The organism is Nonomuraea thailandensis (assembly GCF_024172165.1).
Taxonomy (GTDB): domain Bacteria; phylum Actinomycetota; class Actinomycetes; order Streptosporangiales; family Streptosporangiaceae; genus Nonomuraea; species Nonomuraea thailandensis.
This window is the reverse complement of sequence record NZ_JAMZEB010000002.1, coordinates 1,836,623-1,862,628: the sequence shown is the minus strand read 5'-3', so window position 1 is coordinate 1,862,628 and position 26,006 is coordinate 1,836,623. Positions and strand designations below refer to the sequence as shown.

Here is a 26,006-nt window from a genome sequence, read left to right as displayed (position 1 = left end):
GGGTCACCGCTCCCGCGGCGAGTCGGCCGGGGCGGGCCGGCCGCTGCGGCGCAGGTGGCGTTCGAGCTCGTCGGCGGCGCGCACGTAGCCGCCGGCCTCGCGCTGCGCGACCTGAAGGCGGTCCGCCGCGGCCATGAAGCGCGGCTCGTCGAGCAGCCGCCGGGCCAGGGCGTGCACGAGCCCGGGACCCGCGTCGCGGGGGCTGATCGCCAGGCCGGCGCCGAGCTGGACGACCCGGCGGGCCACGAGCGGCTGATCGGCGCCCTGGGGGATCACCAGCATCGGGACGCCGGCGTACATGGCCTCGTTGACGCTGTTCATGCCGCCGTGCGTGACGAACAGCGCGGCCCGCTCCAGCACCTCGGTCTGCGGGACGAAGCGGCGCGCGATCACGTTGTCCGGCAGCGGGTCCAGCGCGGCCGGGTCGGTCCCGCCGGTGGCGAGGACCACGGTGCCGCCCAGCGGGGCGAGCGCGATGACCAGGTTGCGCAGGAGCTGCGGGCCGACGTTGAACACGGTGCCGAGGGAGGCGTACAGGACGGGGGCGCGCAGGCGGCCGGCCGGGAACGACGGGTCGGGCGGGCGGGAGCCCAGGCTGGGGCCGACGAACTGGAACGACTCGCCGAGGGTGCCGGCGCCCGGCTGGAAGTCGCGCGAGGTGAAGACCAGGTTGAGCGGCTCGCGCACGTTCGGGAAGTCGAAGCGCGGCAGGCCGCTCGTGTCGTAGCGGCGGCGGAGCCTGCGCCGCCACCGCAGGAAGTCGCGGGCGTTGCGGGGATGGGCCGCCGCCTCGGCCAGCAGCCTCCACGACAGGCGGGTGGGGCTGGGCGCGTGGCGGCTGTACGCGAACGTGGTGAACAGCGACACCGCGGGCACGCCGAGCTCGCGGGCGGCGACCGCGGCCCACATGCAGGCGGAGTCGTGCACGATCAGGTCGGGCCGGATGTCGCGCAGCTCGGCGAGCACCCGGGGCAGCAGGCCGACGGTGGTGCGCGCGAGCCCGTCCAGCATCGTGATCGGCATCGGCGGGTCGGCGAGCGGCCGGTCGGCCTCGGGGTAGAGGCACACGGTCGCGCCGGTGGCCTCGATCTCCGCCGAGAACGGGGCGGAGATGTGATAGGTGACGGTGTGGCCGCGCCGGACGAGCTCGGCCACGACGGGCAGCGTCGGGTTGACGTGCCCGTGCATCGGGATGTTGAGGAAGGCGATGGTGCTCATCGGCTCGCCTCCGCCGCCGTGCCCGCTGGATGGCAGCTCACCCCGTAGAGGCCGGGCCCGTCGACCCGCAGCCCGTCGAGGAAGCGGCCCGCCGTGCGGGCGGCGGTGCTGATGAGCCGCTGGGCGTGCCGGAAGTCCCACGGGGCGGGCCAGGCCTCGATGCCGGTCGGCAGCACGACGGTCGGGACCCGGGTGGCGACCTCGCGCAGGTCGCGCTCGATCTGGCGGTGTCCCAGCAGCAGCGCCGCCCTGGCGGCGACCGCGCCGGCCCGCCTGGGTGGCAGGGCCGGGCTCAGCGGCCATTCCGGCCCGGCCGACAGCACCACCACGCTGGCCGCGCCCGCCTCCCGCGCCGCCCGTACGGGGACGTAGGCGATCACGCCGCCGTCGATGAGCGTGCGGCCCTCCCGTTCCACCGGGGGCAGCACGCCCGGGATGGCCGCGCTGGCCAGCAGCGCGGACACGAGGTCGCCCTCGCTGAGCAACGCCTCGGCGCCGGTGGACAGGTCCGTGGCCACCGCGGTGAAGGGGATGCTCAGCTGTTCGATGCGCTCCGGCAGGTCCGCCCCGGCGATCAGCCTGCGCAGGCCGTGGTCGGCGACGATGCTGACCCGGGAGGCCAGGAAGCCCAGCGGGTACACCTCGCGGCGGCGCACCCGGCTCCAGACGTGGTCCAGCCGCGCGGCGGCCGTGCCGGGGTGGGCGGCCACGATGGCGCCGTTGAGGGCCCCGACCGAGGTCCCGATGATCATGTCGGGGGCGAATCCGCGCTGTTCCAGCGCGTACCCGATGCCGACCTGCGCGGCTCCGAGCACTCCCCCGCCGCCGATCACCGCCGCCACGGGGCGGGGCAGGGCGCTCAGGCCCGGCAAGGGAGCGTGCGTCCCCTCATCGCGGGTCATGACCTGGCGCCTTCCATGGCCGGGACCGCCCGGCCGGAAGCCGTGGAGGGCCGGCGAGGCCGGCCTCCTGCGATGTGTCACCCACATGATCCGCCCTTCTCACCAGCGCGCCGAATCGGACAGGTGTCACAGCTATGACAAGACGGCCCCCCGGACCCGTGACACCCGCGGCGGCTTTTCCCGGTGGCCGGGGACGGACGTCACGCGGCGGGCCGGCGTCCGGTCTTACCAGCACGAGCCGGGCGGTACGGCCCCGGCCGCGGCTCCGGCGTGACCGTCTCCGCTCTCCCGTCCGCCGGAGCCGCCCCTCTCACACGGAACAGGACCAGCCATGATCAGTCCCACCATGAGACGGCCCCGCACCGCGGCGGCCCTGCTCGCCGCGGCGGCCCTCATCCTGGCCGGCGTCAGCCCGGCGCCGGGCGCCGCCGCCCAGGACGGCCGCTCGCGTGGCGCCAGGCCCACCGTCGTGCTCGTGCACGGAGCCTGGGCGGACGCCTCGAGCTGGAGCGGGGTCGTCGCCAGGCTCCAGGCCGACGGCTACCCGGTCAGGGCGATCGCCAACCCGCTGCGCTCGCTGACGGGCGACGCCGCGTCCGTGAAGACCTTCCTGGCGACGCTGACGGGGCCGGTCGTGCTCGTCGGCCACTCCTACGGCGGGGCTGTGATCACCAACGCGGCCACCGGGAACCCCGCCGTCAAGGCGCTCGTCTACGTCAACGCCTTCGCGCCCGACGCCGGCGAGTCCGCGACCCAGCTCGCGGGGCCGGACTCCGCCCTGTCGGTGCCGGACCCGGCGACCGTGTTCGACCTCGTTCCCCCGGCCCTCCCGCCTGCCGCGGACACCGACCTGTACCTGAAGAAGGCGACCGTCGTGACGTCGTTCGCGAGCGGCCTGAGCCTCGACGACAAGGCGATCGTGGCCGCCACCCAGCGGCCGGCCACGGTGGGGGCGCTCAACGAGCCGTCCGGCGCCCCAGCCTGGCGGTCGATCCCGTCGTGGTACGTCATCGGCGCCAAGGACCGGATCATCCCGCCCGGCGCGCAACGCGCCATGGCCGAGCGGGCCGGCTCCACCGTCGTCGAGTACGACGCCGGGCATGTCGGCCTGATGACGGCGCCCAGGACCGTCACCCAGGTGATCGAGCAGGCCGCGCGGGCGAGTACGCGATAGCGGGACCGGACGTGACGAGGGCACCGGCCGTGACAGGCCGGTGCCCTCGTCACGTGTGGCCTGCTCAGCCGGCGAAGTCGATCGTGGCGGGGATGCCCTGGCGGGCCATCTTGGCGTACGGGCACAGCGCGGTCGCCTGGGCGAGCAGCGGGGCGGCCTGGTCGCGGTCCACCCCCGGCCAGGTCACGACGAGGTCGGCGCGCAGCCGGTAGCCGCCGTCGGCCGGGTCGCGGCCGAGCGGGCCCGGCCGGTGGCGCGCGCGTGGCCGGAGCCGCCGCCGGTCACGGCGACGCGCGTGACGTAGAGCGGTTCGAAACCGCTGTGGTCGTGCTCGGTGGCTGGGGTGTGCTCGTTCATGAAGACGCCTTTCAACGGATCACCATCCGGTCGCCGGCCAAGACCGGAGAGCCTCCGGCCTCCGTGACAGCTCCGCGGGCCCCCTAGTCGCCGCCGAGCTCGGTGTCCGGCAGGCGGAGCTGCCTGCGTGAGGTGATGCCGAGCTTGCTGAAGACCTTGCTCAGGTGCCACTCCACGGTGTGCGGGCTGAGCAGGAGCCGGGCGCCGATCTCGGCGTTGGTCAGCCCGTTGCCGGCGAGCCTGGCGATGTGGGTCTCGCGCGGGGTCAGGGTGTCGCGGGGGCGGGTGGCGCGCTCGGTGACCGGCTCGCCGGCGGCGGCCAGCTCGTGGCGGGCCCGGTCGGCGAACGCGTCGGCGCCGGCCGCCGTGAGCAGGTCGTAGGCGATGCGGAGCTGGCCGCGCGCCTCCCGGAGGCGGTTCTCCCGCCGCAGCCACTCGCCGTACATCAGGCGGGCGCGGGCCAGCTCCATCCGGATCCGGGTCCGGCCGAGGTGGTCGATCGCCTGCCGGTACAGGTCCTCCGCCGTGCGGCCTGCCGCCAGCAGGGCCTCGGCCCGGGCCAGCACGCCGAGCGCCCAGTCGGTCCCGGCGACCCGGGCCGTCGCGGCGAGGCGGTCGCGGGCGGCGGCCGCGAGCTCGGCCTGCCCGCTGCGTACGGCGGCTTCGACCAGCTCCGACAGCGCCCAGTAGACGACGGCGGACTCGACCGGGTGCTCGGTCGCGGCGCGGGCCGCCGTGACGGCCTCCTGGTGCCGGGCCAGCCCGTTCAGCATCAGTGCCCGCGCCCAGCAGGTGACCAGGACTCCGCTGTCCTCGCCGCGGGCCATCACGTCGGCCGTGCTCGCCTCGATCAGCGGGGCGGCGGCGCTCTCGTCGCCGTGCCAGGCCGCCAGCACCAGCGCGCCGTACGGGGCCAGCGCTCCCCCGGTCGCCTCCGCGATCGCCTGGATCTCCGCGACCAGGGAGACGGCCGCCGCGCGCTCGCCGGAGAAGAGCCGCACGACCGCGAGCGAGTTGAGGGTGAGCGGCAGGACGCTGAGATCGCCGACGTCGCGGGCCACGCGGACGTGCCGCTCGGTGAGGATCACCCAGCTCTCGTCATCCCACATGTCGGCGGCGGTGACCCCCGCCAGCCACAACCAGGGCTGTTCGTTCGCGCCGGACTTGTCCTCGGCCCGGAAGGCCAGCAGGGCCTCCCGCGCCGGCGGCACGGCGGCCGGATATCCATCGGCGTACAGCGCGGCGAGGCTGTCCAGCAGCAGGTCGCCGGGGCGGTGCCGGGCCGGTTTCGGCGCCGCGCGCACCGCGCCCGCCACCGCGAGCACGCCGCCGCCCTCGGCGAACCCGCCGGCGAGCAGGGCCGCGCCCATGGCGTCGCGGTAGGTGTCGCGGGCGAGCTCGATGTCCAGCGGCTCCAGCCGGCGGCCCGCTTCGAGGAGCAGCCGCGGCGCGGCCATGTCGTGACCGGAGGCGAAGGCGACCCGCGCCCGCATCAGCTCCACCCGTGCCCGATGGAGCTCGTCGGCCGGCGCCTCGTCCGCCATGTGCAGCAGCCGCAGCGCGATGTCGAAGGCGCCGCAGCGCAGCGCCGCCTCTGCGGCGGACAGGGCGCGGAGCGCGCGCGTGGCCGCGTCCGGGGTCAGCTCGGTCGCGCGCCGCAGGAACTCGGCCACGGCCGCGACGCCGCCGCGGCGCTGCGCCCGGTCGGCGGAGCTGACCAGCTCGGCGGCGACCTCCTCGTCGGCGCCGGCCGCCGCGTGCGCCCGGTGCCAGGCGCGCCGGTCGGGGTCGGCGGCCGGGTCGATCGCCTCGGCGAGGGCCCGGTGCACGGCGCGGCGGTCGGCGGGCCCGGCCGCGCGGTAGATCGCCGTGCGCACCAGCGGATGCCGGAACCGCACCCGGGAGCCCAGCTCGATCAGCCCGGCCTCCTCGGCCGGCGCGCCCGCGCTCATCGGGAGGTCCAGCAGCCGGCTCGCGCGCAGCAGCAACGTCATGTCGCCGAGCGGCTCGGCCGCCGCCGTGAGCAGCAGCCGCTGCGTGGGCTCGGGCAGCGAGCGCACCCGCCGGGCGAAGCTGTGCTCGATCCGGCTCACCAGCGGCTGCGCGTCGGGCCGCCAGAACCCGCCTGCCAGCTCCGCCGCCGTCAGCCCGCGCGGCAGCTCCAGCAGGGCCAGCGGGTTGCCGCGCGTCTCGGCCACGATGCGGTCCCGCACCCGTTCGTCGAGCCGCCCGGGAACGGCCGAGTCCAGCAGCGCGCGGGCGTCGTCCTCGGGCAGGCCGCCGACCGCCAGCTCGGGCAGGCCGCGCCACTCGGGCCCGGCCGCCGGCTCGCGCACGGAGAAGACCACGCCGATCCGCTCGGCGAACAGGCGCCGCGAGACGAACGTCAGCGTCTGCGTCGAGGCCTGGTCCAGCCACTGGCCGTCGTCGATCACGCACAGGAGCGGCTGGTCCTCCGAGGCCGCCGCCAGCAGGCTCAGGACGGCCACCCCGATCAGGAACCTGTCCGGCGGGCTTCCCGCGCTGTGGCCGAACGCGACGGCCAGTGCCTCGCTCTGCGGGCCCGGGATGCGGTCGCGCCGGTCCAGCATCGGCGCGCACAACTGGTGCAGGCCGGCGAACGGCAGCTCCATCTCGGACTCGACGCCTGCCGCGCGCACGACCTTGCAGCCGGCCGAGCGGCCCACGAGGTAGTCGAGCAACGCCGACTTCCCGACGCCCGCCTCGCCCCGGAGCAGCAGGGCCCGCCCCGGGCCGGAGCGCACGTCGGCGAGCACCCCGTCCAGCACCGCGCACTCCACGCGCCGATCACGGAGCTCGAACGCCCCCGCACCACCACTCGTCATGGCTCCACCACCCCGACAGGAGAGTAGAGCCATGGACGATTCAGGACGCAGGCGGGGTCTACCGGCCGGCAGCCGTGACAGCGCCGGCGCGCGCGGCGGGCCATGTGCCGTCCGTGATGGTGGTCCCGGCGGTGCCGGCGAGCACGGCGGGCGCGTCCCGCAGCGCCCCGATCACCGCCTGCCGGCCGGTCGCGGTGACGAACCGGACGCAGGCCTCGACCTTCGGCCCCATCGATCCGGCGGGGAAGCGCATGGCGCGCAGCTCGGCGGCGTCCGCCGAGGGCAGCGGCCGCTCCCGCGGGGTGCCGAAGTCCTTCCGGACGGCGTCCACGTCGGTGAGCACCACGAGCCGGTCCGCCTTCAGCTCGACGCCCAGCAGGGCGGCCGTGAGGTCCTTGTCGACGACGGCCTGCGCCCCCTCGTACCGGCCGCCGTCCCCGGCGAGCACCGGCACCCCGCCCCCGCCGCCGCAGATCACGGTCGTGCCGCCGTTCACGAGCCGCCGGATCGTCGGCAGCTCGACGATCCGGCGGGGCGCCGGGGAGGCGACGACCCGCCGCCAGGCCCGGCCGTCCCTGGCGACGGTCCACCCGTGCTCCGGCGCCAGCCTCCGGGCCACCGGCTCCGGGTAGCCCTGGCCGACGAACTTGGCGGGGGCGCGGAAGGCCGGGTCGCCGGGGTCGACCTCGGTCCGCGTGACGATCGTGACGGCCGGGCCGGCCAGGCCCGCGTTGCCGAGCTCCTGCGCCAGCCAGTATCCGATCATGCCCTGGGTCTGGGCGCCGAGCGTGTCGAGCGGGAACGGGTGGGTCAGGGCCGGGTCGTTCTCGCTCTCCAGGGCCAGCATGCCGATCTGCGGCCCGTTGCCGTGGCACAGCACCAGCGTGTGCTCGGCGGCGAGCGGGGCCAGCGCCAGGGCGGCGGCGCGCACGTGCCGCCGCTGCACCTGCGCGTCCGGGCGTTCCCCGCGTTCGAGCAGGGCGTTGCCGCCCAGGGCGACGACGAGCAGCATGTCACTCCCCCAGCGCCGTGACGAGCAGGGCCTTGATGGTGTGCATCCGGTTCTCCGCCTGCTGGAAGACCACGGAGGCGGCGGAGGCGAACACCTCGTCGCTGACCTCGGCCCCGGCCGGCCCGTAGCGCCGGTGGATCCGCCGCCCCAGCTCGGTGGTGGTGTCGTGCACCGCCGGGAGGCAGTGCAGGAAGCGGGTGCCGGGCCGGCCGGTGGCGGCCATCACCTCCGGCGTCACCCGGTAGGGGGTGAGCAGCGGGACGCGCCGGTCCCACTCGGCGTCGGCCTCGCCCATGCTGACCCACACGTCGGTGTAGACGAAGTCGGCGCCGTCGAGCGCCGCCGGCAGGTCGCCGGTGACCGTCACCCGGGCGCCGCTGGAGCGGGCCGCGTGCTCGGCCTCCTTCACCAGCGCCTCCGGAGGGCGCAGCCCGGCGGGTGCGGCGATGCGCACGTCCATGCCGAGCATGGCGCCGGTGACGAGCAGCGAGCGGGCGATGTTGCCGCGCCCGTCGCCGACGAAGCAGCAGCTGATCGCCTCGATCCCGCCGGGCCGGTGCTCCCGCATGGTGAGCACGTCGGCGAGCATCTGGGTCGGGTGCCACTCGTCGGTGAGGCCGTTCCAGACCGGTACGCCGGCGTGCCGGGCCAGCTCCTCGACCGTCTCCTGGGCCAACCCGCGGAACTCGATCCCGTCGTACAGCGCGCCCAGCACCCGCGCGGTGTCCGCGACGCTCTCCTCCTTGCCGAGGTGCGACCCCGACGGCCCGAGGTAGGTGACGTGCGCGCCCTGGTCGTAGGCGGCCACCTCGAACGCGCACCGGGTGCGGGTGGAGTTCTTCTCGAACACCAGGGCGATGTTGCGGCCGGTCAGCGCGGGTCGTTCGCGCCCCGCCCGCTTGGCCTCCTTGGGCTCCGCGGCGAGATCGAGCATCGCCAGGAAACCCGCGCGGCCCAGGCCGGTCGGGGTGAGCAGCGAGCCGGGCGCGGTCGCGAATGTCATGACGACTCCTTCGGGGCGGGCGACACGGGGTCACGCAGGATGGGGCAGGTCATGCAGCGGGCGCCGCCGCGACCACGGCCGAGCTCGCCGCCCGCCAGCGGGATGACATTCGCGACCGCGCCCGTCGGGGGTGAGCAGCCAGACCCGGGCGGCGGCCTGGTCGAAGTAGGGGTAGGCGACGAAGGTGGCGACGTCGACCATCGTCAGCACGGTGTCCAGGTGCATCGTCGAGCGCGCCTTGGGCAGCTCGACGGCCAGGACGCGGCGGGCGTGGCCGCCTTCGAAGAGCCGCCGGGCCAGCGCCTCCATGCCCATCGGCGTGGTGCGCTCGCCCATCCCGACCATGGCGACGCCGTCGCCGATGACGTGGATGTCGCCGCCCTCCAGCGTGGCCGGGGCGTGGTCGAGGTCGTCGTCCCCGTAGACGATCTCGAAGCCGGCGCCGGCGAACAGCGGATGGTGGCGGTAGACGGTCCTGGTGTTGATCGACTCGCGGCTCCTGGCCGCTCTGGCCATCGGGTTGACCGCGACGGCCCGCCCGATCCAGGCCGCGTTGTCCCGCTGGAACAGCGTGTTGGGCAGCGGGGCGAGCACGAAGTCGTCGGCGCCGAGGCTCTGCCACGCCACGCTGCCCCCGCCGAGCGTGCCGAGGTCCGACTTCACCACCCCGCCGATCAGGTAACCGGCCAGCAGCGCCGGGTCGGTGTCCAGGAACAGCGCCCGCAGCTCCCTGGCCAGGGCGGCGCCGAAGCGCCGGCCGGTGCACACCCGCTCCACGGCGAAGCTCCGGCCGCCGTCCGTCGCGAGCGCCTGCGCCAGCAGCTCCTCGAACAGGTGCACCCGTACGCCGTGGCCCCTCATCACCCCGGCGAACTCGTCGTGCTCGCGGCGGGCGCGCTCCGCCCACAGGACGTCGTCGAAGAGCAGGCCGGCGGCGTTGTCCGGGGTCAGCCGGTCCAGCTCGCGTCCCGGCCGGTGCACGACGACCTCGCGCAACCTGCCGATCTCGGAGTGGATGCCGGCCCGCAGCGTGAGGTCCTGGCTCGTGGTCATCGCGCCACCGCCGGGCTCTGCCCGTAGGCGCCGCGGCGGGCCTTGACCCACACGTACACCGGCACGCCGAGCAGCAGGCAGAACGTGCCGTAGTAGACGGCCTGGTAGCCGCTGCCCGCCAGCGCCCAGAACCCGAAGGCCAGCGCGAGCGCCGAGACGGTGACGTCGCGCGCCAGGTGGCCGGCGCGCAGCCGCCTGCCCTCGGTGCACAGCCAGTAGAGCTGGGCCGCGGCGGCCAGCACGTACGGGACGACCGAGGTGAGCACCGACAGCAGCACCACGGTGATGAACACCTGCTCGAAGCTGGTGTAGCTGACGACGGTGAGCCCCGCCGCCAGCAGCGTGGACACGACGATGCCGGACGCGGGCACCCCGGCCCTGGTCTGCCGGGCGAAGGCGGCGGGGAACAACCCGTCCCGTGCCGCCGCCCGGGGCATCTCGGCCACGATCAGCGTCCAGCCGACCAGCGCCCCGAAGCCGGACACGACGGCCGCCGCCGCGACCGTGGCGCCCGCCCACTCGCCGCCGAAGATGGCGTTGGCCGAGTCGGTGAAGGGGGCGGTGCCCGACGAGATCGCCGTGCGCCACGGTGCCGAAGACGGTGCCGAGGACGTAGACGACGGCGCAGGCCAGGGTGCCCAGGACGGTGGCCCGGCCGACGTTCCGCCTCGGGTCGCGGACCCGGGCGGCGGCCACCGACGCGGTCTCGACGCCCAGGTAGCTGAACAGCGCGATGGCGCCCGCGGCGCTGATCGCGCCAAGCCAGGACGTGCCGCCGGCGTTGAACTCGCCGAAGTTCGCCGTGTCGACGAACAGCAGGCCGACCGTCGCCATGAACAGCAGCGGGATGAACTTCAGCACCGTCGCGACGATCTGGAACGCGGCGAAGCTGCGCAGCCCCATGAGGTTGACCAGCGCCGGCAGGAGCAGCCCTGTCAGCGCGATGACGATCGACCATCCCACGTCGTGGCCGGTGTTCCAGAACACCTCCACGTAGCCGACCCAGGCCACCACGATCGCCGCGTTCCCCGCCCACGCGGTGATCCAGTAGCTCCAGGCGATGAGGAATCCGGCGAACTCGCCGAACGCCTCGCGGGCGTAGACGTACGGGCCGCCCGCGCCGGGCAGCCGCACCGCCAGGGCGCGGAACGTCAGCGCCAGCGCGATCGCGCCGATCGTGACGAGCCCGAACGCCACCAGCGAGATCGGCCCGAAGACCGCCAGTGCGGACGGCAGCGCGAACACCCCGGTCCCGATGACCGAGCCGACCACCAGCGCCGACGCCGTACCGAGCCCGAAGCGGCCCCCACCCGGCTCCGCTCCCGCCTCGGCGGGCCCGCCCGGCTCCGCGCCGGCCTCCAGGCGCCCGCCCGCCTTCGCGCCGGCCTCCAGGCGCCCGCCCGGCTGCGCGCCGGGCTCCGCGGGCCCGGCCGGGGCCGTGGGGGGCGCCTCCGGAGGCCGGGCGCCGCTGTCAGGGGCCTCGTCCCGGCCTGGGGCGCCGGGTCGCGCCCAGGGGGCCGGTGTTCGGCGACGGGAAACCCGCATGATCCACCTCTCTCATCGCGGACGGTGATCGCTTCGCTCACTTGGACCCGGCGGCCGCCGCGTCCGTGACAACGAGCCAGCGTGATCGCGGGAAGCTCTACCGGGCGGCCCCGAACGGCCGCCGGGCACGGCGGACCCCGGAGCCCGGCGCCGCCTCGCGCGCGGGACTCGCGGCGATCGTGATCGCGACCGCCAGGACGCAGACCGCGGCGATGCCCGTGGCCACGCCGTGCACGCCGATCCACGGCACCGCGAGCGGCAGCGCCAGCACGACGGCGGCGCACCCAGAGATCACGGCGGGATGGATGACGGACTCCGGCTCGATCGGCGTGTGCACCGTCCACAGCAGCAGGAGGAACACGCCGACGGGGATCGCGACGGCGTAGGCGACGGTGAGCGGGGCGGCGGCGATCGGGTGCCCGCTCTGCTCGACGGCGACCTCCAGGCCGGCGCCGAGCGCGGCCAGGGCCGCGAAGATGCCGTAGTGCCCGTATCCCCACCGGTAGGAACGGTCCCGGCGCCCGCTGAGCCCATCACCTGCCTCCACCAGGAAGTACAGCCACCACAGGGCGAACAGCACCACCAGGCCGGAGACGGCGATCATGACGAAGGGGCTGCTGATCGCGCTCGTCCCCAGCGCCCTGGCGACGCCTCTGGAGGCGGCGAGCACGCTCTCGCCGAGCAGGATGATCGTGAACAGGCCGTAACGCTCGGCGATGTGGTGGGGGTGCCAGGTGGTGGGCTCGGCCCGCTCCGCCCACAGCGGCACGGCCAGCTCCAGGGCGGCGAGCAGCAGGAAGAGCGGCAGCTCGATGCTCAGGGGCGCGACCCACGAGTGGTACATCCAGCCCGCGGTCAGGACGGAGATGCCGGTGGCGTAACGCAGCGCGGTGCGCCGGCGCGCCGGATCCTCGAAGGCGACCCGCAGCCACTGGGCGACGAGCCCGATCCGCATGATGACGTAGCCGAGCGTGACGAAGCCGTAGTCGGTGTGCTCGCCCGCGGCCGGCACCCCGGCGGCCAGGACCAGCACGCCGGCCATCTGGACCATGGTCAGCACCCGGTAGGCGACGTCGTCGGTGTCGTAGGACGAGGCGAACCAGGTGAAGTTCATCCACGCCCACCAGATCGCGAAGAAGACCTGGAGGAACGGGACGATGCCGGCCAGCGCGTGCCCCTCGACGATGTGGTGCGCGAGCTGGGCGGTGACGGCCGCGACCGCGACCACGAACGTGAGGTCGAACAGCAGCTCCAGCTGGCTGGCGACGCGGTGCGGCTCGTCGATGGGGCGCGCGCTCATGCGGATGCGGATGCGGATTCTGGCGGGTGGCAAGCTGGCGCTCCTGTCGCGTGCGTGAGGCGGTCCTGGCGCTGGGACAGGACAGCGGCCCCGATTCGTGACAGGTCTTCGCGAAAACTATGAGAGAGCGCTCTCTTTACAGGCATGCTCACCTTGCCGGAGTGTTTCCGTAAACTCTCACCCGATGAGGTGACTCACATGGCACGCACCCCCCGTTCCAGCACGCTGCTCGCCGTCGGAAGCGCTCTCGCCGTCATCATCGCGCTGATCGTCCCCCTGGCCGGCACGGCCGCCGCGGCTCCCGCCCCCGGCCCCCTGGTCTGGTCCGACGAGTTCAACGGCGCCGCCGGCAGCGCCGTCGACCAGTCGAAGTGGCGCTTCGACATCGGCGGCAGCGGCTGGGGCAACAACGAGCAGCAGTACTACACCAGCAGCACCCGCAACGCCGCCATGGACGGCGCGGGCAACCTGGTCATCACCGCCCGCCGCGAGAACCCGGCCAACTACCAGTGCCACTACGGCACCTGCCAGTACACCTCGGCCCGCCTGCTCACCTCCGCCACCTTCACCCGGGCCTACGGCCGGTTCGAGGCGCGCATGAGACTGCCGCGCGGCCAGGGCATCTGGCCCGCCTTCTGGATGCTCGGCAACGACATCGGGACGGTCGGCTGGCCCAACAGCGGCGAGATCGACATCATGGAGAACATCGGCCGGGAGCCCAACACCGTGCACGGCACCCTGCACGGGCCCGGCTACTCCGGCGGCGGCGGCATCGGCGCCGGCCACACCATCGGCAGCCCGTTCGCCGACGCGTTCCACACCTTCGCCGTGGACTGGTCGCCGAACCTGATCATCTGGTACGTCGACGGCGTCGAGTACCAGCGCCGCACCCCGTCCGACCTGGGCGGCAACCGGTGGGTCTTCGACCACCCGTTCTTCATGATCATGAATGTGGCGGTGGGCGGCCACTGGCCGGGCTACCCGGACGCCACCACCACGTTCCCGCAGGCCCTGACCGTCGACTACGTGCGCGTCTACGCCCCGCCCACCAGCGGCTCCGGCGGCCGGATCACCGGCTACGGCGGCAAGTGCGTGGACGTCGCCGGCGCGAGCACCGCCAACGGCACGGCCGTCCAGCTCTGGGACTGCAACGGCACCGCCGCCCAGAGCTGGACGTGGAACGCCGACGGCTCCGTACGGGCACTCGGCAAGTGCATGGACGTGACCGGCGGCGCCACGGCGAACGGCGCTCAGGCGCAGCTCTACGACTGCAACGGCACCGGCGCGCAACGCTGGACCTTCGACGCGGGCACGGGCCGGATCGTCAACCCGCAGTCCGGCAGGTGTCTCGACGCGACAGGCGTCAGCTCGGCCAACGGCACCCGGCTGCAGATCTGGGACTGCTCGGGCGGAGCCAACCAGCGGTGGGCCCGCTCCTGACCCGTACCGCCCGCACGTCCTGACGTTCCCCTTGACGTTCCCCGCCCGAGCGGCGACGGTCGAGAGCGAGTCCCACCGATCTCACCATGAGGTAGGCGGCGATGCTGCACAGACTCCTGACCCTCGCGCTCGTGGCGGCGGGCCTGACCGCCGCCCCCGCGGATCCGGCCTACGACGTGCTGGTCTTCTCCAAGACCGCCGGCTTCCGGCACGACTCCATCCCCGCGGGCATCCAGGCGATCCGCGACCTCGGCGCCGCCCACGGCTTCACCGTGACCGCCACCGAGGACGCCCGCGCCTTCACGAACCTGTCCGCCTACGAAGCCGTCATCTTCCTCAACACCACCGGCGACGTGCTCGACGACACCCAGCAGAACGCCTTCCAGGCCTACCTGGACACCGGCGGCGGCTACGTGGGCGTGCACGCCGCCGCCGACACCGAATACGGCTGGCCCTACTACGAGAAACTCGCCGGCGCCTACTTCCGCAACCACCCCGCCATCCAGCAGGCCACCGTCCGCACCGGCAACCGCGCCCACCCCGCCACCGCCCACCTCGCCCCCGCCTGGACCCGCACGGACGAGTGGTACAACTACCGCACCAACCCACGCCCCACGGTCCGCGTCCTGCAGTCCCTGGACGAGACCACCTACACCGGCGGCGACATGGGCGACCACCCCATCACCTGGTGCCACCCCCAAGGGCAGGGCCGCGCCTTCTACACCGGCCTCGGCCACACCATCGACTCCTACGCCGACCCCGCCTTCCGCGCCGTCCTGCTCGGCGGCATCCGCTACGCCGCCGCAGCGGCCCAGGCCGACTGCCGCCCCGAGAACGGCTACACCCCGCTCTACAACGGCTCCACCACCGGCTGGTCCCAGGCCGGCCCCGGCGGCTTCACCGGCACCGACGCCACCCTCACCTCCCACGGCGGGCTCGGCCTGCTCTGGTACTCCGCCGAGGAGTTCGGCGCGTACTCGCTGAAGCTGGACTGGAAGCTGACCGGCGACAGCAACTCCGGCGTCTTCGTCGGCTTCCCTGCCTCCGCCGATCCGTGGTCGGCGGTCGACCACGGCTTCGAGGTGCAGATCGACGCCACCGACACCCCCGACCGCACGACCGGGTCGATCTACGGCTTCCAAGCCGCCGACCAGGCCGCCCGCGACGCCGCGCTGAACCCGCCCGGCTCCTGGAACACCTACGAACTGCTCGTGGAGGGCGAACGGCTGCGCGTCCACCTCAACGGCGTGCTCATCAACGACTTCACCAACACCGACCCGCGCCGCTCCCTGCGCCAGGGCCACATCGGCATCCAGAACCACGGCGACGCCGACCAGGTGTCCTTCCGCGACATCCGCGTCAAGCGGCTGAGCATCGCCGTGGAGGGCGAGGCGTGCACGTCGGGCCGCGGGGTGCGGGTGGTGCAGCGCGCCTCGGCCGGCGGCGGCGCGGTGCTCGGCCATCTCGGCGACGGCGACCGGGCGGGCTACGGGCGCGTCTCCACGCAGGGCGCCGCCTCCGGTCCCGTCCACCTGGTCTTCGAGGGCCGCCCGGGCCGCCTGTTCGACCTCGACGCCTTCACCCTGCAGTACGCCCGCTGAACCCCGGTGCGAACGGGCCCCGGCATGGCATCCTGTTGGCCACGGACGACCTGCGAGGCCCGCCATGCCGGAGATTGCGCCGCTGGAGCCAGGAGATCCCCCCAGCCTGGGCGATATCACCCTGCGAGGGCGGCTGGAAGCCTCCGGCGCAGGCCCGGTCTTCCTCGGCGCGACGGCGTCCGGTGAGGCGGTGTCCGTGCGGGTCGCCCCATCCGGGTCGGACGCGTTGCGGAGGATCGCCCGCGAGCTCCAGCGCCTCCCCGGGATCGGCGTCGCCCCCGTCATCAGGGCGGGAGAGGACGGCGGCCTGGCCTACCTCGCCGCCCGGCACATCGAGGGCCCCACGCTCCACGAGGCCGTCAGGCGCGACGGGCCTCTCGACGGCGAGGAGCTGCGCAGGCTCGCGACCGGCATCGCGACCGGGTTGCGCACCCTTCATGACGCGGGGCTCGCGCACCGGGCCCTGAGCCCGCACACGGTCGTGCTCTCCCCGGACGGACCCGTGGTGACGGACCTCGGGCTGGCCGCGACCGTCCCGGAGGTGGCGACGACCGCGCTGACGTCCTCCGCGAGCCTCACGCACCCGTCGTCCCTGGCTCCCGAACAGGCGCGAGGCGACGACGCCGGGCCGGCGGCCGACGTGTTCGCCTGGGGCACGGCGGTGGCGTTCGCGGCGGCCGGGGAGCACCCCTTCGGCACCGGGCCGACGGAGGCGGTGCTGCGCCGGGTCATGTTCGGCGAGCCCGACCTGCGTCACGTGCCCGAGCCGCTGCGCGGCCTGGTGGCGCGGGCGCTGGCCAAGGATCCCGCCGGACGGCCGACGGCCGGGCAGCTCGTGCTGGAGCTGCGCGCGGCCCTGGAAGCGCCACCGCCGCAGGGCGGCTACGGGCCGCCCTCGGCCGGGCAGGCATACCCCCCGTATCTCGCCCAGCTGTCCCCGCCGTACGGCTACCAAGGGTCCGGCCCCCTGCCCGCCGGCACGTCCCTGTCCTGGGCGCCTCCCCGGATCGGCCACCCGCGCCGCCTGGTGCCCGCGCTGATGGCCGACGCGGTCATCGTGTGCCTCGCGCTCGCCGTCGCGTCGATCCTGCGCTGGTTCGGCCCGTCGTCCACGACGGTGCTGGTCGTCGCACTGGTGACGGCCCTCGCGGCATGGCTGGGCCGCAGGTGGCTGAGGCGGCCGGCGGCCGTCGCCCGCTGGGCGGCCCGGCGCGGGCGCAGGCTCCTGGCGCAGGGGCGGCCGGACGCGGCGCTGGACGCGCTGTCCCTCGCGGCCGGGAGCGCCACGGGCAGGACGCGGCTGGTCGCCCGGGCCAACCTCGCGCTGGCCCACCGCGAGAAGGGCAACCTGGGCGAGGCGCGCTGGTTGCTCGCCGGCCTCCTGCCGGAGCTGACCGCCGAGTTCGGCGCCGCGCACCCGGAGGTGCTCACCGCCCGGGCCGGCCTGGCCGCCGTCCTGCGTGACCTCGGCCATGCCGGCCAGGCGGCCACCGAGCTGCGGGAGGTGGCCCGCCACACCGAGCAGGCCCTCGGCGCCGACCATCCGCAGACCCTGCGGGCCCGCGCCAACCAGGCCGTCGCGCTGGACGACGCGGGCGACCCCGAGGGCGCGCTGCGGCTGCTGCGCGACCTGCTGCCCCGCATGGAGCGGGTCCTCGGCCGCCATCATCGCGACGTCCTGGCGACCAGGGCGAACGCGGCCGCGCTGGAGGAGCCGGGCCGGGCCGCCGAGTCGCTGCGCCTGGTGCTGCGGCGGCAGCGGCGCGAGCTGGGCCCCGGCCATCCCGACACGCTGCGCACCTCGACGAACCTCGGCTACCTGCTGCTGCGCGACGGCGACCGGGAGGCGGCGCTGGCGCTGTTCGACGAGGTGGCCGGCCTGGCGGGCGACACGCTGGGCCGCGGCCATCCGCTGGAGCGGCGGGCCAGGGCGGGCGCGGCGAGCGCGCGCGGAGGCGAGCGGTGATCGCCCGGCGCCACACCCGGGCGCTGCTGACCGCGGCCGTCGCCGCGGCGCTGGGCGTCGTCATCAACGTGGCCACCGACCTCGGCGACAACGTGTGGGCCTGGGCGTCGGTGCTCGCGCTCACGCTGGTCTCCGGCACGGTCGCCGCCGCCGTGGAGGGCCGCCCGGCCGGGGGCGGCAGGACGGTCGTCATCCGGACGGGCGGCTGGCGGTCCTGGCTGTCCGGCACCAGGCAGCGTACGGAGATCGAGGGCATCGTCCTGGTCATCGAGGTGGAGACCCGCCCGGACGGATCCCGGCTCAAGCGGACCACGGTCTACTCGGAGGAGGTCGCGATGAAGCTGACCGGACTCGGGGAACGGGAGACGGAGGGCTGACGCGCCCCGCCCCGGCGGCCGGCGCCGGAGCTCCGGGGACGCGCCGCACGCGGGGGAGCGCGAGGGCCGGCGGTCAGGGGACGCGCCGCACGCGGATGCCGTGGGCGTCGGCGCGCTGGACGCCTCCCGCGTCCACGTTCGTGATGGGGATCAGGCCCCGCACCTGTCCCGAGCGCCCGTCGTCGGTCATGCGCACGATCAGCATGCCGGGGTCGTGGCCGTGGGAGGAGTGCGGGTCGCCGGAGAGCGGGTTGGGGCCGCGGGTCGAGGCGAACACCCAGCCGTGGTCCGGCGAGGAGGCGAACAGGTCCACGGTCGGATCGGCGCTGTACGGGGAGGTCAGCGGCACCGTGTTGACCCGGGCCCCGGTGCGCCCGTCGAAGACCTCCACCACGTTGGCGTCCCGGTCACCCACCCAGACGTGCCGCTCGCGGGGGCCGGCGGCGGTGCCGTGCGCGTCGCGTTCCGGGGTGTCGTCGTCGAAGAGCCGCTCGACGGGGGGCGTGTTCGGCGGATTGGCGGCCGAGTAGCCGCCGCGGGGCATCCGGAAGACGCTGAACTGGTCGAGGTTGGCCGGGGTGCCGCCGCCCCCGTCGCCGTAGACGGCGCCCTTCGCCTCGATGAACCCGCAGCCGTTGGCGGGCACGTGCGCGGCGTCGTACTCGCCCGCGATCGCCATCGGCGTGGCCCGCCAGTCCACGACGAACATGCCGCCGCCGCGCAGGCTGACGAAGACCGGGCCGTTGTCGGAGGCGATGAACGGGCAGATCGGCGCGTTGTCGGGGCGCAGGCCGGGGGCCTGGCAGGGCGCGCCGCCCGGCGTGGTGCAGCCGGCCAGGTCGAGCGTCGCCGCGGGCTCCTGGGTGAACGTGCCGGACGCGTAGTCGGTGCGGAGGCGCTCCAGCTTCTTGCCGTTCTGGTTGGCGATGACGAGGTAGCGGTCGTCGCCGGTGGGCCACAGGGCGTGCGCCTGGCGTGCGCCGCCCGCTCCCGGCTCGGTCTCGACGCAGGCGAGCGGGCGGCGGGAGCCGGCGTCGAAGATCACGACGTGGCCGCTGGCGACGAAGGCGAGGGCCGCGTGCGTCCCGGCCTGGTTGAAGACGATCATGTGCGGCCTGACCGGGTTCCTGCCGGTGGCGGCCAGGCACAGGGACGAGGCGGCGCCCGCGAGGTCGATCACGGCGGCCGGGCGGGCGGCGGACAGCCGCCTGGTGACCTCGCCGCCGTCGTAGACGTGCACGTGACCGCCGTAGGCCCGGCCGTCGCTGTCGGACTGGTCCACCAGCCAGATCTCGTACGCCTCACGCTCGGGCGCGGCCTGCGCGGCCCCCAGGGTGAGCGTCATCAGCAGCGCGGCGATCATGGCACGCCATTTCACGGCGCCTCCCGGGGGCGTCTCCAGCACTGATCGTCGCCTGCAGTGTCTCCGCGATCCCCCGTCAGGACAAGGGCCGGTCCACGAGGTCGGCCAGGGGGCGGCGGACGGCGCTCGTGCCGTCGAAGGTGACGCCCAGCCGCATGATCATCTGCGGGTGCTCGCCGGAGCAGAGCTCGCGGCGCAGGAACGCGCGCAGCGGGTCCATCTCCAGCGCCTGCGTGTGGAAGGCGGCGCTGACGCCGTGCGCGGCGGCCAGCAGCAGCACGTGCTGCAGCGCCTGCCCGCAGGCGATCCACTCCTGCCGGCCGTCACCCGCCGTGGTGAGCAGCGCGGGCACGCCGATCGACGTGCCCGCGCCGCCGTCGCCGCCCCAGTCGTGGCGCCAGGCGTAGTCGCGCTGCGGGAAGCCGGGCTCGGTGGGCGCCGCGCGGCGCGGGTAGCCGTCGGCGGGCACGCCGTCCTTGCGGCTGCTGCCCGGCGGACGCGCCCAGCGGATCACCTCCAGGCTCCAGCGCCGGTCGCCCGCCTGCACGCCCTGCGCCGCCCGGGTGAGCCCGGCGAGCACGCCCACCGCCTCGGGCGCGCGCACGGGGGTGAGCCTGGCGCCCCCGGCCGCTGCCGCCGCCACCAGCCGGTCGACGAGCCGGTCCGGCACGGGCAGCCCGGTGAATCCGGCGCGGTGGGTGCGCCGCCGCTCGATCTGCTCGCCGAGCAGCGCGGTCGCCTCGTCGGCCTCGGTCGCGGCGCCGGGTCTGACGGTGGCGATCAGCGACGGGCGGTCGGGGTCCGGCAGGACGTGCACGACGGGCTCGTAGCCGTGGCAGCGGATCGCCGTCCGCATGGTGAACAGCGCGGCGCCGCAGCTGATCAGCAGCTCGCGGCCGGACGCGTCGCCGACCCGCAGCCTCCTGCCGGCGTCGGCGCGCAGGCCGATCTCCTCCCCCGTCACCGAGAACGTCCAGGGCTGGGTGTTGTGCACCGACGGCGCCCAGCGGGCCGCCTCCAGAGCGGCGTCCAGCGCGTGCTTCTCCGAACGATCGATCATGGCCTCGTCCCTCCACCTCACGGTACGTCCAGCGCACCACGAGGCGGGCGGCCCGGATCAGGGCCGAAGGTCCCGCGTCCGGGGGCCGGTCGGCCCGGATCAGGGCCGAGGGTCCTGTGTCGCGGGTCCGGATCGCAGGGGGACCTGCCAGCGCACGCGGGTGCCGCCACCGTCGGGGGCGTCGAGGCCGGCGGTGCCGCCGAGCCCGCGGGCCCGCTCCTCGATGTTGCGCAGCCCGCTGCGCCGCCCGGCCTCCCCGACGCCGACGCCGTTGTCGGTCACCACCAGCGTGAGCCGCTCGCCCGCCTCGACCGACACCTCCGCGCGGCCGGCGCGGGAGTGGCGCACCACGTTCGACAGCGCCTCGCGCAGCACGGCCAGCAGGTGCTCGGCGACCGGCTCGGGCACGACGGTGTCGATCTGGCCCTCCATGCGCAGGCCCGGCATGAAGCCGAGATGGCTGCCCGCCCCCTCGACCAGCTCCACGATCCGCCCGCGCAGCCCGGGCGCGACCTCGTCGACCGGCCCCTGCAGAGCGAAGATCGACGACCGGATCTGCCGGATCGTCTCGTCCAGTTCGTCGATCGCGTGCTGCAGCCGCTTGGCCGCCTGCGGATGCTCCACCAGCCGCACCGTGCTCATCAGCGTCATCGCCGTCGCGAACAGCCGCTGGATGACCACGTCGTGCAGGTCCTTGGCGATGCGGTCGCGGTCCTCCAGCAGGCCCAGCCGCTCGGCGTCGCGCCGCGCCTCCGCCAGCTCCAGCGCCAGCGCCGCCTGCCCCGCGAACGCCTGCAGCATCTGCCGGTCCGCCCCGCTGAACGGCAACCGGCCGCTCCGCTTGGCCAGCATCAGCACGCCCCGCACGCCCGGCGCCGCGCCCAGCGGCACGAGCAGCGCCGGCCGGCCCTCCGACTCGCAGATCGGCTCGCCCCGGCTGAACACCTCGCCGGCCGGCGTGCCGTCGATCTCGCAGGCCGAGCCCAGCAGCTCGCGCGCGCCCTCGCCCTCGGCTGCCGCCACCCGCAGCGCCGGCCCCTCCGGCAACAGCACCTGCGCGAGGTCCGCGTCGCTCATCTGCCGGGCGCGGGCGGCCACCACCGACAGCACCTGGCGGGGGTCGGCCCCGGACAGCAGGTTCGTGGTCACGTCGGCGGACGCCTGGAGCCACCTCTCGCGCCGCCGCGACTCCTCGTAGAGGCGGGCGTTCTCCACCGCGACGCCGGCGGCGGTGGCCAGCGCGATCACGACGGCCTCGTCCTCCTCGTCGAAGTCGCCGCCGCCGCGCTTCTCGGTCAGGTACAGGTTGCCGAACACCTCGTCGCGCACGCGTACGGGCACGCCGAGGAAGGTGCCCATCGGCGGGTGGCCGGGCGGGAAACCGTACGACTCGGGGTGGTCGGAGATGCGGCCGAGCCGCAGCGGCCGCGCGTCCTTGATCAGCAGGCCGAGCAGGCCCAGCCCGTGCGGCCAGTGCTCGATCCTGGCGATCTCCTCCTCGCTCAGCCCCACCGGGATGAACTGGATGAGCGTGTCGTCCTCGCCGACCACGCCCAGCGCGCCGTAGCCGGCGTCCACCAGCGTGGTCGCGGTCTCCACGATGCGGCGCAGGACCGTCTCCAGGTCGAGGTCGCTGCCGATGGAGACCACGGCCTCCAGCAGCGCATGGACGCGGTCCCGCGTCGCCAGCACGGCGTTCAGCCGCACCTGCAGCTCCGCCAGCAGCTCATCGAGGCGCATCTGCGGCATCAACGGACGGTGCTCGCTCTCCACACCGGTCAGTCTGGCACGCGGGGGGCGCGGCCCGCTCCCTAGGTCGCGGGCAGCGCTGCCGCGAGCAGCACCACGCCCAGCGAGCCCACCAGCGACGCGATCGCCATGCTCCTGGCCAGCAGGGGACGGCCCGCGCCGCTGGCCCAGCCGTGCGCCCCGGCCAGAGCCATGACGGCGCAGAACAGCAGCAGCTTGGCCGCCAGGATCCGGCCGTAGCCGGGCTCGGCCAGCGTGGCCCACGTGACGCCCTTGTGCCAGGCGATGGCCACGCCGGTGGCGAGCTGGAGCGGCAGGAACACCGCGACGGTGAGCAGCCCGAAGCGCCGGCCCACGGCGGTCAGCACCTGGCCGCGCCGCTCGGCGTCGAGCAGCCGCCGGGCCAGCGGCAGCACCACCAGCGACACCGTGAGCTGCCCGCCGACCCACAGCGCCGCCCCGAGCACGTGCAGGAACCGCACCACCGACCACCACGTCATGACCGTCTCCGCCCTCCTCACCCGTCCCGGAGCCCGATCAGGCTACCGGCCGGGCCGGCCGCCGCCGCAGGGTCCTCCTGCCGGCGAAGAAGGGACTTTGGTCCCTGTTCCCGGGCGGGACGGGGTCGGCAGGCTGTGATGGTGATGTACCAGAACGGGATGGGCGCCCGGCGGCTGCGGGAGCTGCCCGCCGACGAGGCGCTGCGCCTGCTGGCCGGCGTGCCGTTCGGCCGGATCGTATTCACCCGCCACGCGTTGCCCGCGATCCGGCCGGTGAACCACGTCGTGGTGGACGGCGCGATCGTCATCCGGTCCAGCCCCGGCACGATCCTCAGCTCCCACCTCAGCTCGTACGTCGAGCCGGTAGAGGCCGTGGTGGCGTACGAGGCCGACGACCTGGACGGCTACGAGCGCCTGGGCTGGAGCGTGATCATCACAGGGGTGGCGCGCCTGGTGGCGGAGCCCGGCGAGGCGGCGCGGCTCCGGGACCTGCTGACCCCCTGGGTGGCGGGCGAGATGGAGCAGGTGATCCGCATCCAGCCGGAGATCGTCACCGGGTTCGAGCTCGTGCCCGTGGCGGTCACGGCGTAGCGGGCGTACAAAGATCGGTCCGCCGGGATAGTGGGCGCGGCGCGGCCCCATGGGGAACGCTGCCCGTGGACAGGACGGACGCAGCCCCCAAACTCGGGAGAACCCCATGGACCATGCCGGTGCACGCCCGTTCGTCATCGATCCCGCGGGCCGCGACGTCCACGGCGAGGCCGAGCACATCCGCGCGCTCGGGCCCGCCACGCGCGTCGAGCTGCCCGGCGGCGTCCTGGCGTGGGCGGTGAGCGACCAGGCCCTGCTCAGGCGGCTGCTCACCGACCCCCGGGTGTCCAAGGACGCCTACCTGCACTGGCCCGCCTGGATCAAGGGGGAGATCTCCCCCGAGTGGCCGCTGTTCGCGTGGGTGGCCGTGCGCAACATGCTCACCGCGTACGGGCCGGACCACCGGCGGCTGCGCGGGCTGGTCTCCAGCGCCTTCACCGTCCGCCGCACCGCCGCGCTGCGCCCGCGCATCGAGGCGATCACCGCGGAGCTGCTCGACGAGCTGGCCGAGGTGCCGCCGGGAACGGTCGTCGACCTGCGCGAGCGGTACGCCTACCCGCTGCCGATCAGAGTCATCTGCGAGCTGTTCGGCGTCGGCGACGAGGCCACCCGCGAGGAGGTGCGCCACTGCGCGGACTCCTTCTTCCAGATCGGCCGGCCCGACGCCCCGGACACCGCCGAGGTCCTGGCCCGGCTGCAGGCCGTGCTGCGCGGGCTCGTCGCGGAGAAGCGCGCGAACCCCGGCGACGACCTGTCCTCGGCCCTGATCGCCGCCCGCGACGAGGAGAACGCGCCGCTGGAGGAGCACGAGCTGGTCGACACGCTCATCCTGTTCCTGAGCGCGGGTCACGAGACCACGGTCAACCTGCTCGACAACGCCATCTGCGCCCTGCTCACCCATCCCGGCCAGCTCGCCCTCGTCCGCTCCGGGCGCGTGAGCTGGGACGACGTCGTGGAGGAGACGCTGCGCAGCCAGGGCCCGATCGCGAACCTGCCGCTCCGCTTCGCCGTCGAGGACATCGACCTAGGCGACGGCCTCGTGCTGCCCGCGGGCGAGCCGATTCTCCACTGCTACGGGGCCGCCGGGCGCGACCCGCTCGTGCACGGGCAGGACGCCGGCGCGTTCGACGTCACCCGCGCCTCGAAGGAGCACCTGGCCTTCGGGTACGGCGTGCACCGCTGCCTCGGCGCGCCGCTGGCCACGCTGGAGGCCACGAGCGCGCTGCCCGCCCTGTTCGACCGCTTCCCCGGCCTGCGGCTGGCCGGGGCGCCGGGCGAGCTGCTGCCGCTGGAGTCGTTCATCTCCAACGGGCACCGCGCGCTGCCCGTCCTGCTGTCGGCCTGACCTTGATCCCGTCAGTTCGCACGGCGAAGGAACGCGCATGGCCGGGGGTCCTGTGGAGATCGTCGAGCAGGCCCCGCGCGGGCCGCGATGGGCGGGGACGGCGGCGCTGCTCGCGCTCCTGGCGACCGGCGTGACGCCGAACGACGTCTACCCGGCGGCGCGCGTCTCGGGCGGCACCGGCACGATACGGGTCACGTTTCCCGACGGGTCGCGGGCGGAGATCAGCTACCCGGCCGGCCTGAGCCTGGCCTCGCTCGGCGCGCGGCCGTACACGGGCGGCACGCTGGCCGCCGCCGGCGGCGAGGAGTTCCGCGTGCTCACCGCGCCGCTCTACGGCGAGGCGGAGACGGCCGCGGGGATGACGTTCGAGCAGCGGCTGGCCTGGGCCGGCAACCTGCGCGGCACGCTCGGCCCCGACGGCTTCCTCACCCTGTCGGCCGGCGGCCCGCTGCGGCTGTCGCGGCCGGGCGAGATCCGCGACGGCCGGCTCGTGGGGCCGCAGTTGTGGCTGGGCGGGCTGAGCCGCTGCATGCTGGTGGTGGCGCCGGTGCCCGGCTGCGCGCGGCTGGGCGGGACGCCGGTCGTCCTCGACGCCCGGCACGCCATCGCGGGCAGCGCCTGCCGGGACGGCTACTACCTGGCCGCGGCCGGCGACCGCGGCTTCGTGCGCGAGGCGATCGGCGGTGTCCGCGTCCGTCCGGCCTGACACCATGAATCGGCCTCGCATTGTTCACCCTCCCTTGGCGCTGCCGCCCTTCCTTGACAAGACGTGAAAGGCGATCATGACGGTGTCCGTCACACCTTCCGCAAGGAGGCTTCGTGCACGCTCCGCCGCGTCCCCGCCCGTCCTGGCCGGTACGGCTCGCCGTCATCCTGTCCGCCCTCGTCTCCCTCGCCGGGCTGGCCGGGGTCGCTCCCGCCGACGCCGCGGTCTACGGCTCCTGCACCATCTCCCGCTGCGCCGACGCCCGCTCAGCCAGGACGATCTGGGCCTCCAAGGGCTACCCCACCACCGCCGGCTGGTACTCCTGGCCCGACGGCAGGTACAACTACACCGGCGGACGCCACTACAACCGCGAGGGGCAGCTGCCCGCCGGCGCCACCTACTACGAGTACGACGTGTACTCCCGTGCCCGGGGCGCCGCGCGTGACGCGTACCGGATCGTCGTCAACCGCAGCACCGGCGCGGCCTGGTTCTCGCCCGACCACTACACCGACTTCTACCGCCTCTAGGGAACGTTCATGACCTCTGCCCCGCGTCCGCTGCCCGCGTGGCTGACCGTGTCCACCGGCCGGGTCGTGGACGGGCGGGCCTGCCGGACCCGCGCCGCCTTCTTCGAGGAGGTGGCGCGGGTGCTGCGCTTCCCCGGCTACTTCGGCCGCAACTGGGACGCGCTGACCGACTGCCTGCGCGACATCGGAGCCGTCACGCTCGTCGTCGGCCGCGCCGAGGAGCTGCTGGCCGACGAGCCCGCCGAGCAGCTCGCCACCTTGCTGACCGTGCTCGCCGACGCCTCCCACGACGGGCTCACCGTGACGCTGTGCGCGGACGCGGGGCACGACGCCGCGCTGCGCGAGCGCGTCGCCGCCGCGCTGCGCTGACC

24 protein-coding genes and 2 pseudogenes are annotated in these 26,006 nt (G+C 74.9%); 10 read left to right on the top strand and 16 right to left on the bottom strand.

Annotated elements, in window-relative coordinates:
- Positions 1-3: 3 nt before the first annotated feature.
- Together HD597_RS12575 and HD597_RS12570 are read right to left on the bottom strand one after the other, a co-directional pair.
- Positions 4-1,218: a macrolide family glycosyltransferase gene (locus HD597_RS12575; RefSeq protein ID WP_253742199.1), complete on the bottom strand. Its 1,215-nt coding sequence runs from the start codon at positions 1,216-1,218 to the stop codon at positions 4-6.
- The gene (locus HD597_RS12570; protein WP_253742198.1) at positions 1,215-2,120 is read right to left on the bottom strand and encodes a patatin-like phospholipase family protein; all 906 of its coding nucleotides are present in this window, start codon (positions 2,118-2,120) and stop codon (positions 1,215-1,217) included. The genes HD597_RS12575 and HD597_RS12570 overlap by 4 nt, the downstream gene beginning before the upstream one ends.
- 346 nt (positions 2,121-2,466) lie before the next feature.
- Between HD597_RS12570 and HD597_RS12565 the strand changes: the two genes are divergently transcribed.
- Positions 2,467-3,294 (top strand): alpha/beta fold hydrolase, encoded by an 828-nt coding sequence (locus tag HD597_RS12565; protein ID WP_253742197.1) that lies wholly within the window; start codon positions 2,467-2,469, stop codon positions 3,292-3,294.
- Between the two features lie 64 nt (positions 3,295-3,358).
- Here the strand turns inward: HD597_RS12565 and HD597_RS64395 are convergent, their stop codons facing one another.
- The 10 genes and pseudogenes from HD597_RS64395 to HD597_RS12525 form a co-directional block, all read right to left on the bottom strand.
- The gene (locus HD597_RS64395; RefSeq protein ID WP_276082895.1) at positions 3,359-3,481 is read right to left on the bottom strand and encodes a hypothetical protein; all 123 of its coding nucleotides are present in this window, start codon (positions 3,479-3,481) and stop codon (positions 3,359-3,361) included.
- A complete protein-coding gene (locus HD597_RS12560) occupies positions 3,478-3,651 on the bottom strand; it encodes a hypothetical protein (RefSeq protein ID WP_253742196.1) in 174 nt (57 codons plus the stop codon). Before HD597_RS12560 ends, HD597_RS64395 begins: the two co-directional genes overlap by 4 nt.
- Before the next feature lie 83 nt (positions 3,652-3,734).
- Positions 3,735-6,497: an ATP-binding protein gene (locus HD597_RS12555; protein WP_253742195.1), complete on the bottom strand. Its 2,763-nt coding sequence runs from the start codon at positions 6,495-6,497 to the stop codon at positions 3,735-3,737.
- Between the two features lie 58 nt (positions 6,498-6,555).
- Complete coding sequence (locus tag HD597_RS12550; RefSeq protein ID WP_253742194.1) at positions 6,556-7,509, bottom strand: carbamate kinase; 954 nt, start codon at positions 7,507-7,509, stop codon at positions 6,556-6,558.
- Position 7,510: 1 nt separating this feature from the next.
- Positions 7,511-8,512, bottom strand: a complete 1,002-nt coding sequence (gene argF, locus HD597_RS12545; RefSeq protein WP_276082894.1) for an ornithine carbamoyltransferase — start codon at positions 8,510-8,512, stop codon at positions 7,511-7,513.
- On the bottom strand, positions 8,509-8,610 hold the full coding sequence (locus tag HD597_RS12540; RefSeq protein ID WP_253759324.1) for an arginine deiminase family protein: 102 nt from the start codon (positions 8,608-8,610) through the stop codon (positions 8,509-8,511). Before HD597_RS12540 ends, argF begins: the two co-directional genes overlap by 4 nt.
- 79 nt (positions 8,611-8,689) lie before the next feature.
- Positions 8,690-9,379 (bottom strand): annotated as a pseudogene (locus HD597_RS12535) (arginine deiminase family protein); the annotation flags it as partial.
- Positions 9,380-9,561: 182 nt separating this feature from the next.
- The gene (locus tag HD597_RS66715) at positions 9,562-10,098 is read right to left on the bottom strand and encodes an amino acid permease (protein ID WP_372513617.1); all 537 of its coding nucleotides are present in this window, start codon (positions 10,096-10,098) and stop codon (positions 9,562-9,564) included.
- A gap of 64 nt (positions 10,099-10,162) precedes the next feature.
- Positions 10,163-11,110, bottom strand: a pseudogene (locus HD597_RS12530) (APC family permease); the annotation flags it as partial.
- A gap of 97 nt (positions 11,111-11,207) precedes the next feature.
- Positions 11,208-12,443, bottom strand: coding sequence for a low temperature requirement protein A (locus HD597_RS12525; RefSeq protein WP_253742193.1), 1,236 nt, complete (start codon positions 12,441-12,443; stop codon positions 11,208-11,210).
- Positions 12,444-12,608: 165 nt separating this feature from the next.
- Here HD597_RS12525 and HD597_RS12520 point away from each other — a divergent pair, with 165 nt between their 5' ends.
- The 4 genes from HD597_RS12520 (at position 12,609) to HD597_RS12505 (ending at position 17,794) form a co-directional block, all read left to right on the top strand.
- Positions 12,609-13,850: an RICIN domain-containing protein gene (locus tag HD597_RS12520; protein WP_253742192.1), complete on the top strand. Its 1,242-nt coding sequence runs from the start codon at positions 12,609-12,611 to the stop codon at positions 13,848-13,850.
- A 101-nt stretch (positions 13,851-13,951) separates the two neighbouring features.
- Positions 13,952-15,451: a ThuA domain-containing protein gene (locus HD597_RS12515; protein ID WP_253742191.1), complete on the top strand. Its 1,500-nt coding sequence runs from the start codon at positions 13,952-13,954 to the stop codon at positions 15,449-15,451.
- Positions 15,452-15,515: 64 nt separating this feature from the next.
- A complete protein-coding gene (locus tag HD597_RS12510) occupies positions 15,516-17,417 on the top strand; it encodes a serine/threonine-protein kinase (protein ID WP_253742190.1) in 1,902 nt (633 codons plus the stop codon).
- Positions 17,414-17,794, top strand: a complete 381-nt coding sequence (locus HD597_RS12505; protein ID WP_253742189.1) for a hypothetical protein — start codon at positions 17,414-17,416, stop codon at positions 17,792-17,794. The genes HD597_RS12510 and HD597_RS12505 overlap by 4 nt, the downstream gene beginning before the upstream one ends.
- A gap of 73 nt (positions 17,795-17,867) precedes the next feature.
- Here the strand turns inward: HD597_RS12505 and HD597_RS12500 are convergent, their stop codons facing one another.
- The 4 genes from HD597_RS12500 to HD597_RS12485 form a co-directional block, all read right to left on the bottom strand.
- Positions 17,868-19,172, bottom strand: coding sequence for a hypothetical protein (locus tag HD597_RS12500; RefSeq protein ID WP_253742188.1), 1,305 nt, complete (start codon positions 19,170-19,172; stop codon positions 17,868-17,870).
- Positions 19,173-19,233: 61 nt separating this feature from the next.
- Positions 19,234-20,217 carry an Acg family FMN-binding oxidoreductase gene (locus tag HD597_RS12495; RefSeq protein WP_253742187.1) on the bottom strand — a complete coding sequence of 328 codons (984 nt, stop codon included), beginning with the start codon at positions 20,215-20,217 and terminating at the stop codon, positions 19,234-19,236.
- A gap of 99 nt (positions 20,218-20,316) precedes the next feature.
- A complete protein-coding gene (locus HD597_RS12490; protein WP_253742186.1) occupies positions 20,317-21,966 on the bottom strand; it encodes a sensor histidine kinase in 1,650 nt (549 codons plus the stop codon).
- A 62-nt stretch (positions 21,967-22,028) separates the two neighbouring features.
- A complete protein-coding gene (locus HD597_RS12485; RefSeq protein ID WP_253742185.1) occupies positions 22,029-22,466 on the bottom strand; it encodes a hypothetical protein in 438 nt (145 codons plus the stop codon).
- Between the two features lie 138 nt (positions 22,467-22,604).
- Between HD597_RS12485 and HD597_RS12480 the strand changes: the two genes are divergently transcribed.
- The 5 genes from HD597_RS12480 (at position 22,605) to HD597_RS12460 (ending at position 26,004) form a co-directional block, all read left to right on the top strand.
- Positions 22,605-23,057 carry a pyridoxamine 5'-phosphate oxidase family protein gene (locus HD597_RS12480; RefSeq protein ID WP_253742184.1) on the top strand — a complete coding sequence of 151 codons (453 nt, stop codon included), beginning with the start codon at positions 22,605-22,607 and terminating at the stop codon, positions 23,055-23,057.
- Between the two features lie 106 nt (positions 23,058-23,163).
- Complete coding sequence (locus HD597_RS12475; RefSeq protein ID WP_253742183.1) at positions 23,164-24,402, top strand: cytochrome P450 family protein; 1,239 nt, start codon at positions 23,164-23,166, stop codon at positions 24,400-24,402.
- 37 nt (positions 24,403-24,439) lie between these two features.
- Positions 24,440-25,108, top strand: a complete 669-nt coding sequence (locus HD597_RS12470; protein ID WP_253742182.1) for a hypothetical protein — start codon at positions 24,440-24,442, stop codon at positions 25,106-25,108.
- Between the two features lie 113 nt (positions 25,109-25,221).
- A complete protein-coding gene (locus tag HD597_RS12465; protein WP_253742181.1) occupies positions 25,222-25,635 on the top strand; it encodes a ribonuclease domain-containing protein in 414 nt (137 codons plus the stop codon).
- A gap of 9 nt (positions 25,636-25,644) precedes the next feature.
- The gene (locus HD597_RS12460; protein WP_253742180.1) at positions 25,645-26,004 is read left to right on the top strand and encodes a barstar family protein; all 360 of its coding nucleotides are present in this window, start codon (positions 25,645-25,647) and stop codon (positions 26,002-26,004) included.
- The last annotated feature ends 2 nt before the right edge of the window (positions 26,005-26,006 follow it).

What these genes read in the sequence shown, in the direction of transcription:
- HD597_RS12480 (WP_253742184.1), top strand. Translation starts at nt 22,605, where the DNA reads ATGGTGATGTACCAGAACGGGATGGGCGCCCGGCGGCTGCGGGAGCTG.
- HD597_RS12575 (WP_253742199.1), bottom strand. Translation starts at nt 1,218, where the DNA reads ATGAGCACCATCGCCTTCCTCAACATCCCGATGCACGGGCACGTCAAC.
- HD597_RS12485 (WP_253742185.1), bottom strand. Translation starts at nt 22,466, where the DNA reads ATGACGTGGTGGTCGGTGGTGCGGTTCCTGCACGTGCTCGGGGCGGCG.
- HD597_RS12520 (WP_253742192.1), top strand. Translation starts at nt 12,609, where the DNA reads ATGGCACGCACCCCCCGTTCCAGCACGCTGCTCGCCGTCGGAAGCGCT.
- HD597_RS12565 (WP_253742197.1), top strand. Translation starts at nt 2,467, where the DNA reads ATGAGACGGCCCCGCACCGCGGCGGCCCTGCTCGCCGCGGCGGCCCTC.
- HD597_RS12510 (WP_253742190.1), top strand. Translation starts at nt 15,516, where the DNA reads ATGCCGGAGATTGCGCCGCTGGAGCCAGGAGATCCCCCCAGCCTGGGC.
- HD597_RS12490 (WP_253742186.1), bottom strand. Translation starts at nt 21,966, where the DNA reads ATGCCGCAGATGCGCCTCGATGAGCTGCTGGCGGAGCTGCAGGTGCGG.
- HD597_RS12470 (WP_253742182.1), top strand. Translation starts at nt 24,440, where the DNA reads ATGGCCGGGGGTCCTGTGGAGATCGTCGAGCAGGCCCCGCGCGGGCCG.
- HD597_RS12515 (WP_253742191.1), top strand. Translation starts at nt 13,952, where the DNA reads ATGCTGCACAGACTCCTGACCCTCGCGCTCGTGGCGGCGGGCCTGACC.
- HD597_RS12550 (WP_253742194.1), bottom strand. Translation starts at nt 7,509, where the DNA reads ATGCTGCTCGTCGTCGCCCTGGGCGGCAACGCCCTGCTCGAACGCGGG.
- HD597_RS12570 (WP_253742198.1), bottom strand. Translation starts at nt 2,120, where the DNA reads ATGACCCGCGATGAGGGGACGCACGCTCCCTTGCCGGGCCTGAGCGCC.
- HD597_RS12560 (WP_253742196.1), bottom strand. Translation starts at nt 3,651, where the DNA reads ATGAACGAGCACACCCCAGCCACCGAGCACGACCACAGCGGTTTCGAA.
- HD597_RS12475 (WP_253742183.1), top strand. Translation starts at nt 23,164, where the DNA reads ATGGACCATGCCGGTGCACGCCCGTTCGTCATCGATCCCGCGGGCCGC.
- HD597_RS12460 (WP_253742180.1), top strand. Translation starts at nt 25,645, where the DNA reads ATGACCTCTGCCCCGCGTCCGCTGCCCGCGTGGCTGACCGTGTCCACC.
- HD597_RS12495 (WP_253742187.1), bottom strand. Translation starts at nt 20,217, where the DNA reads ATGATCGATCGTTCGGAGAAGCACGCGCTGGACGCCGCTCTGGAGGCG.
- argF (WP_276082894.1), bottom strand. Translation starts at nt 8,512, where the DNA reads ATGACATTCGCGACCGCGCCCGGCTCGCTGCTCACCCCGACCGGCCTG.
- HD597_RS12555 (WP_253742195.1), bottom strand. Translation starts at nt 6,497, where the DNA reads ATGACGAGTGGTGGTGCGGGGGCGTTCGAGCTCCGTGATCGGCGCGTG.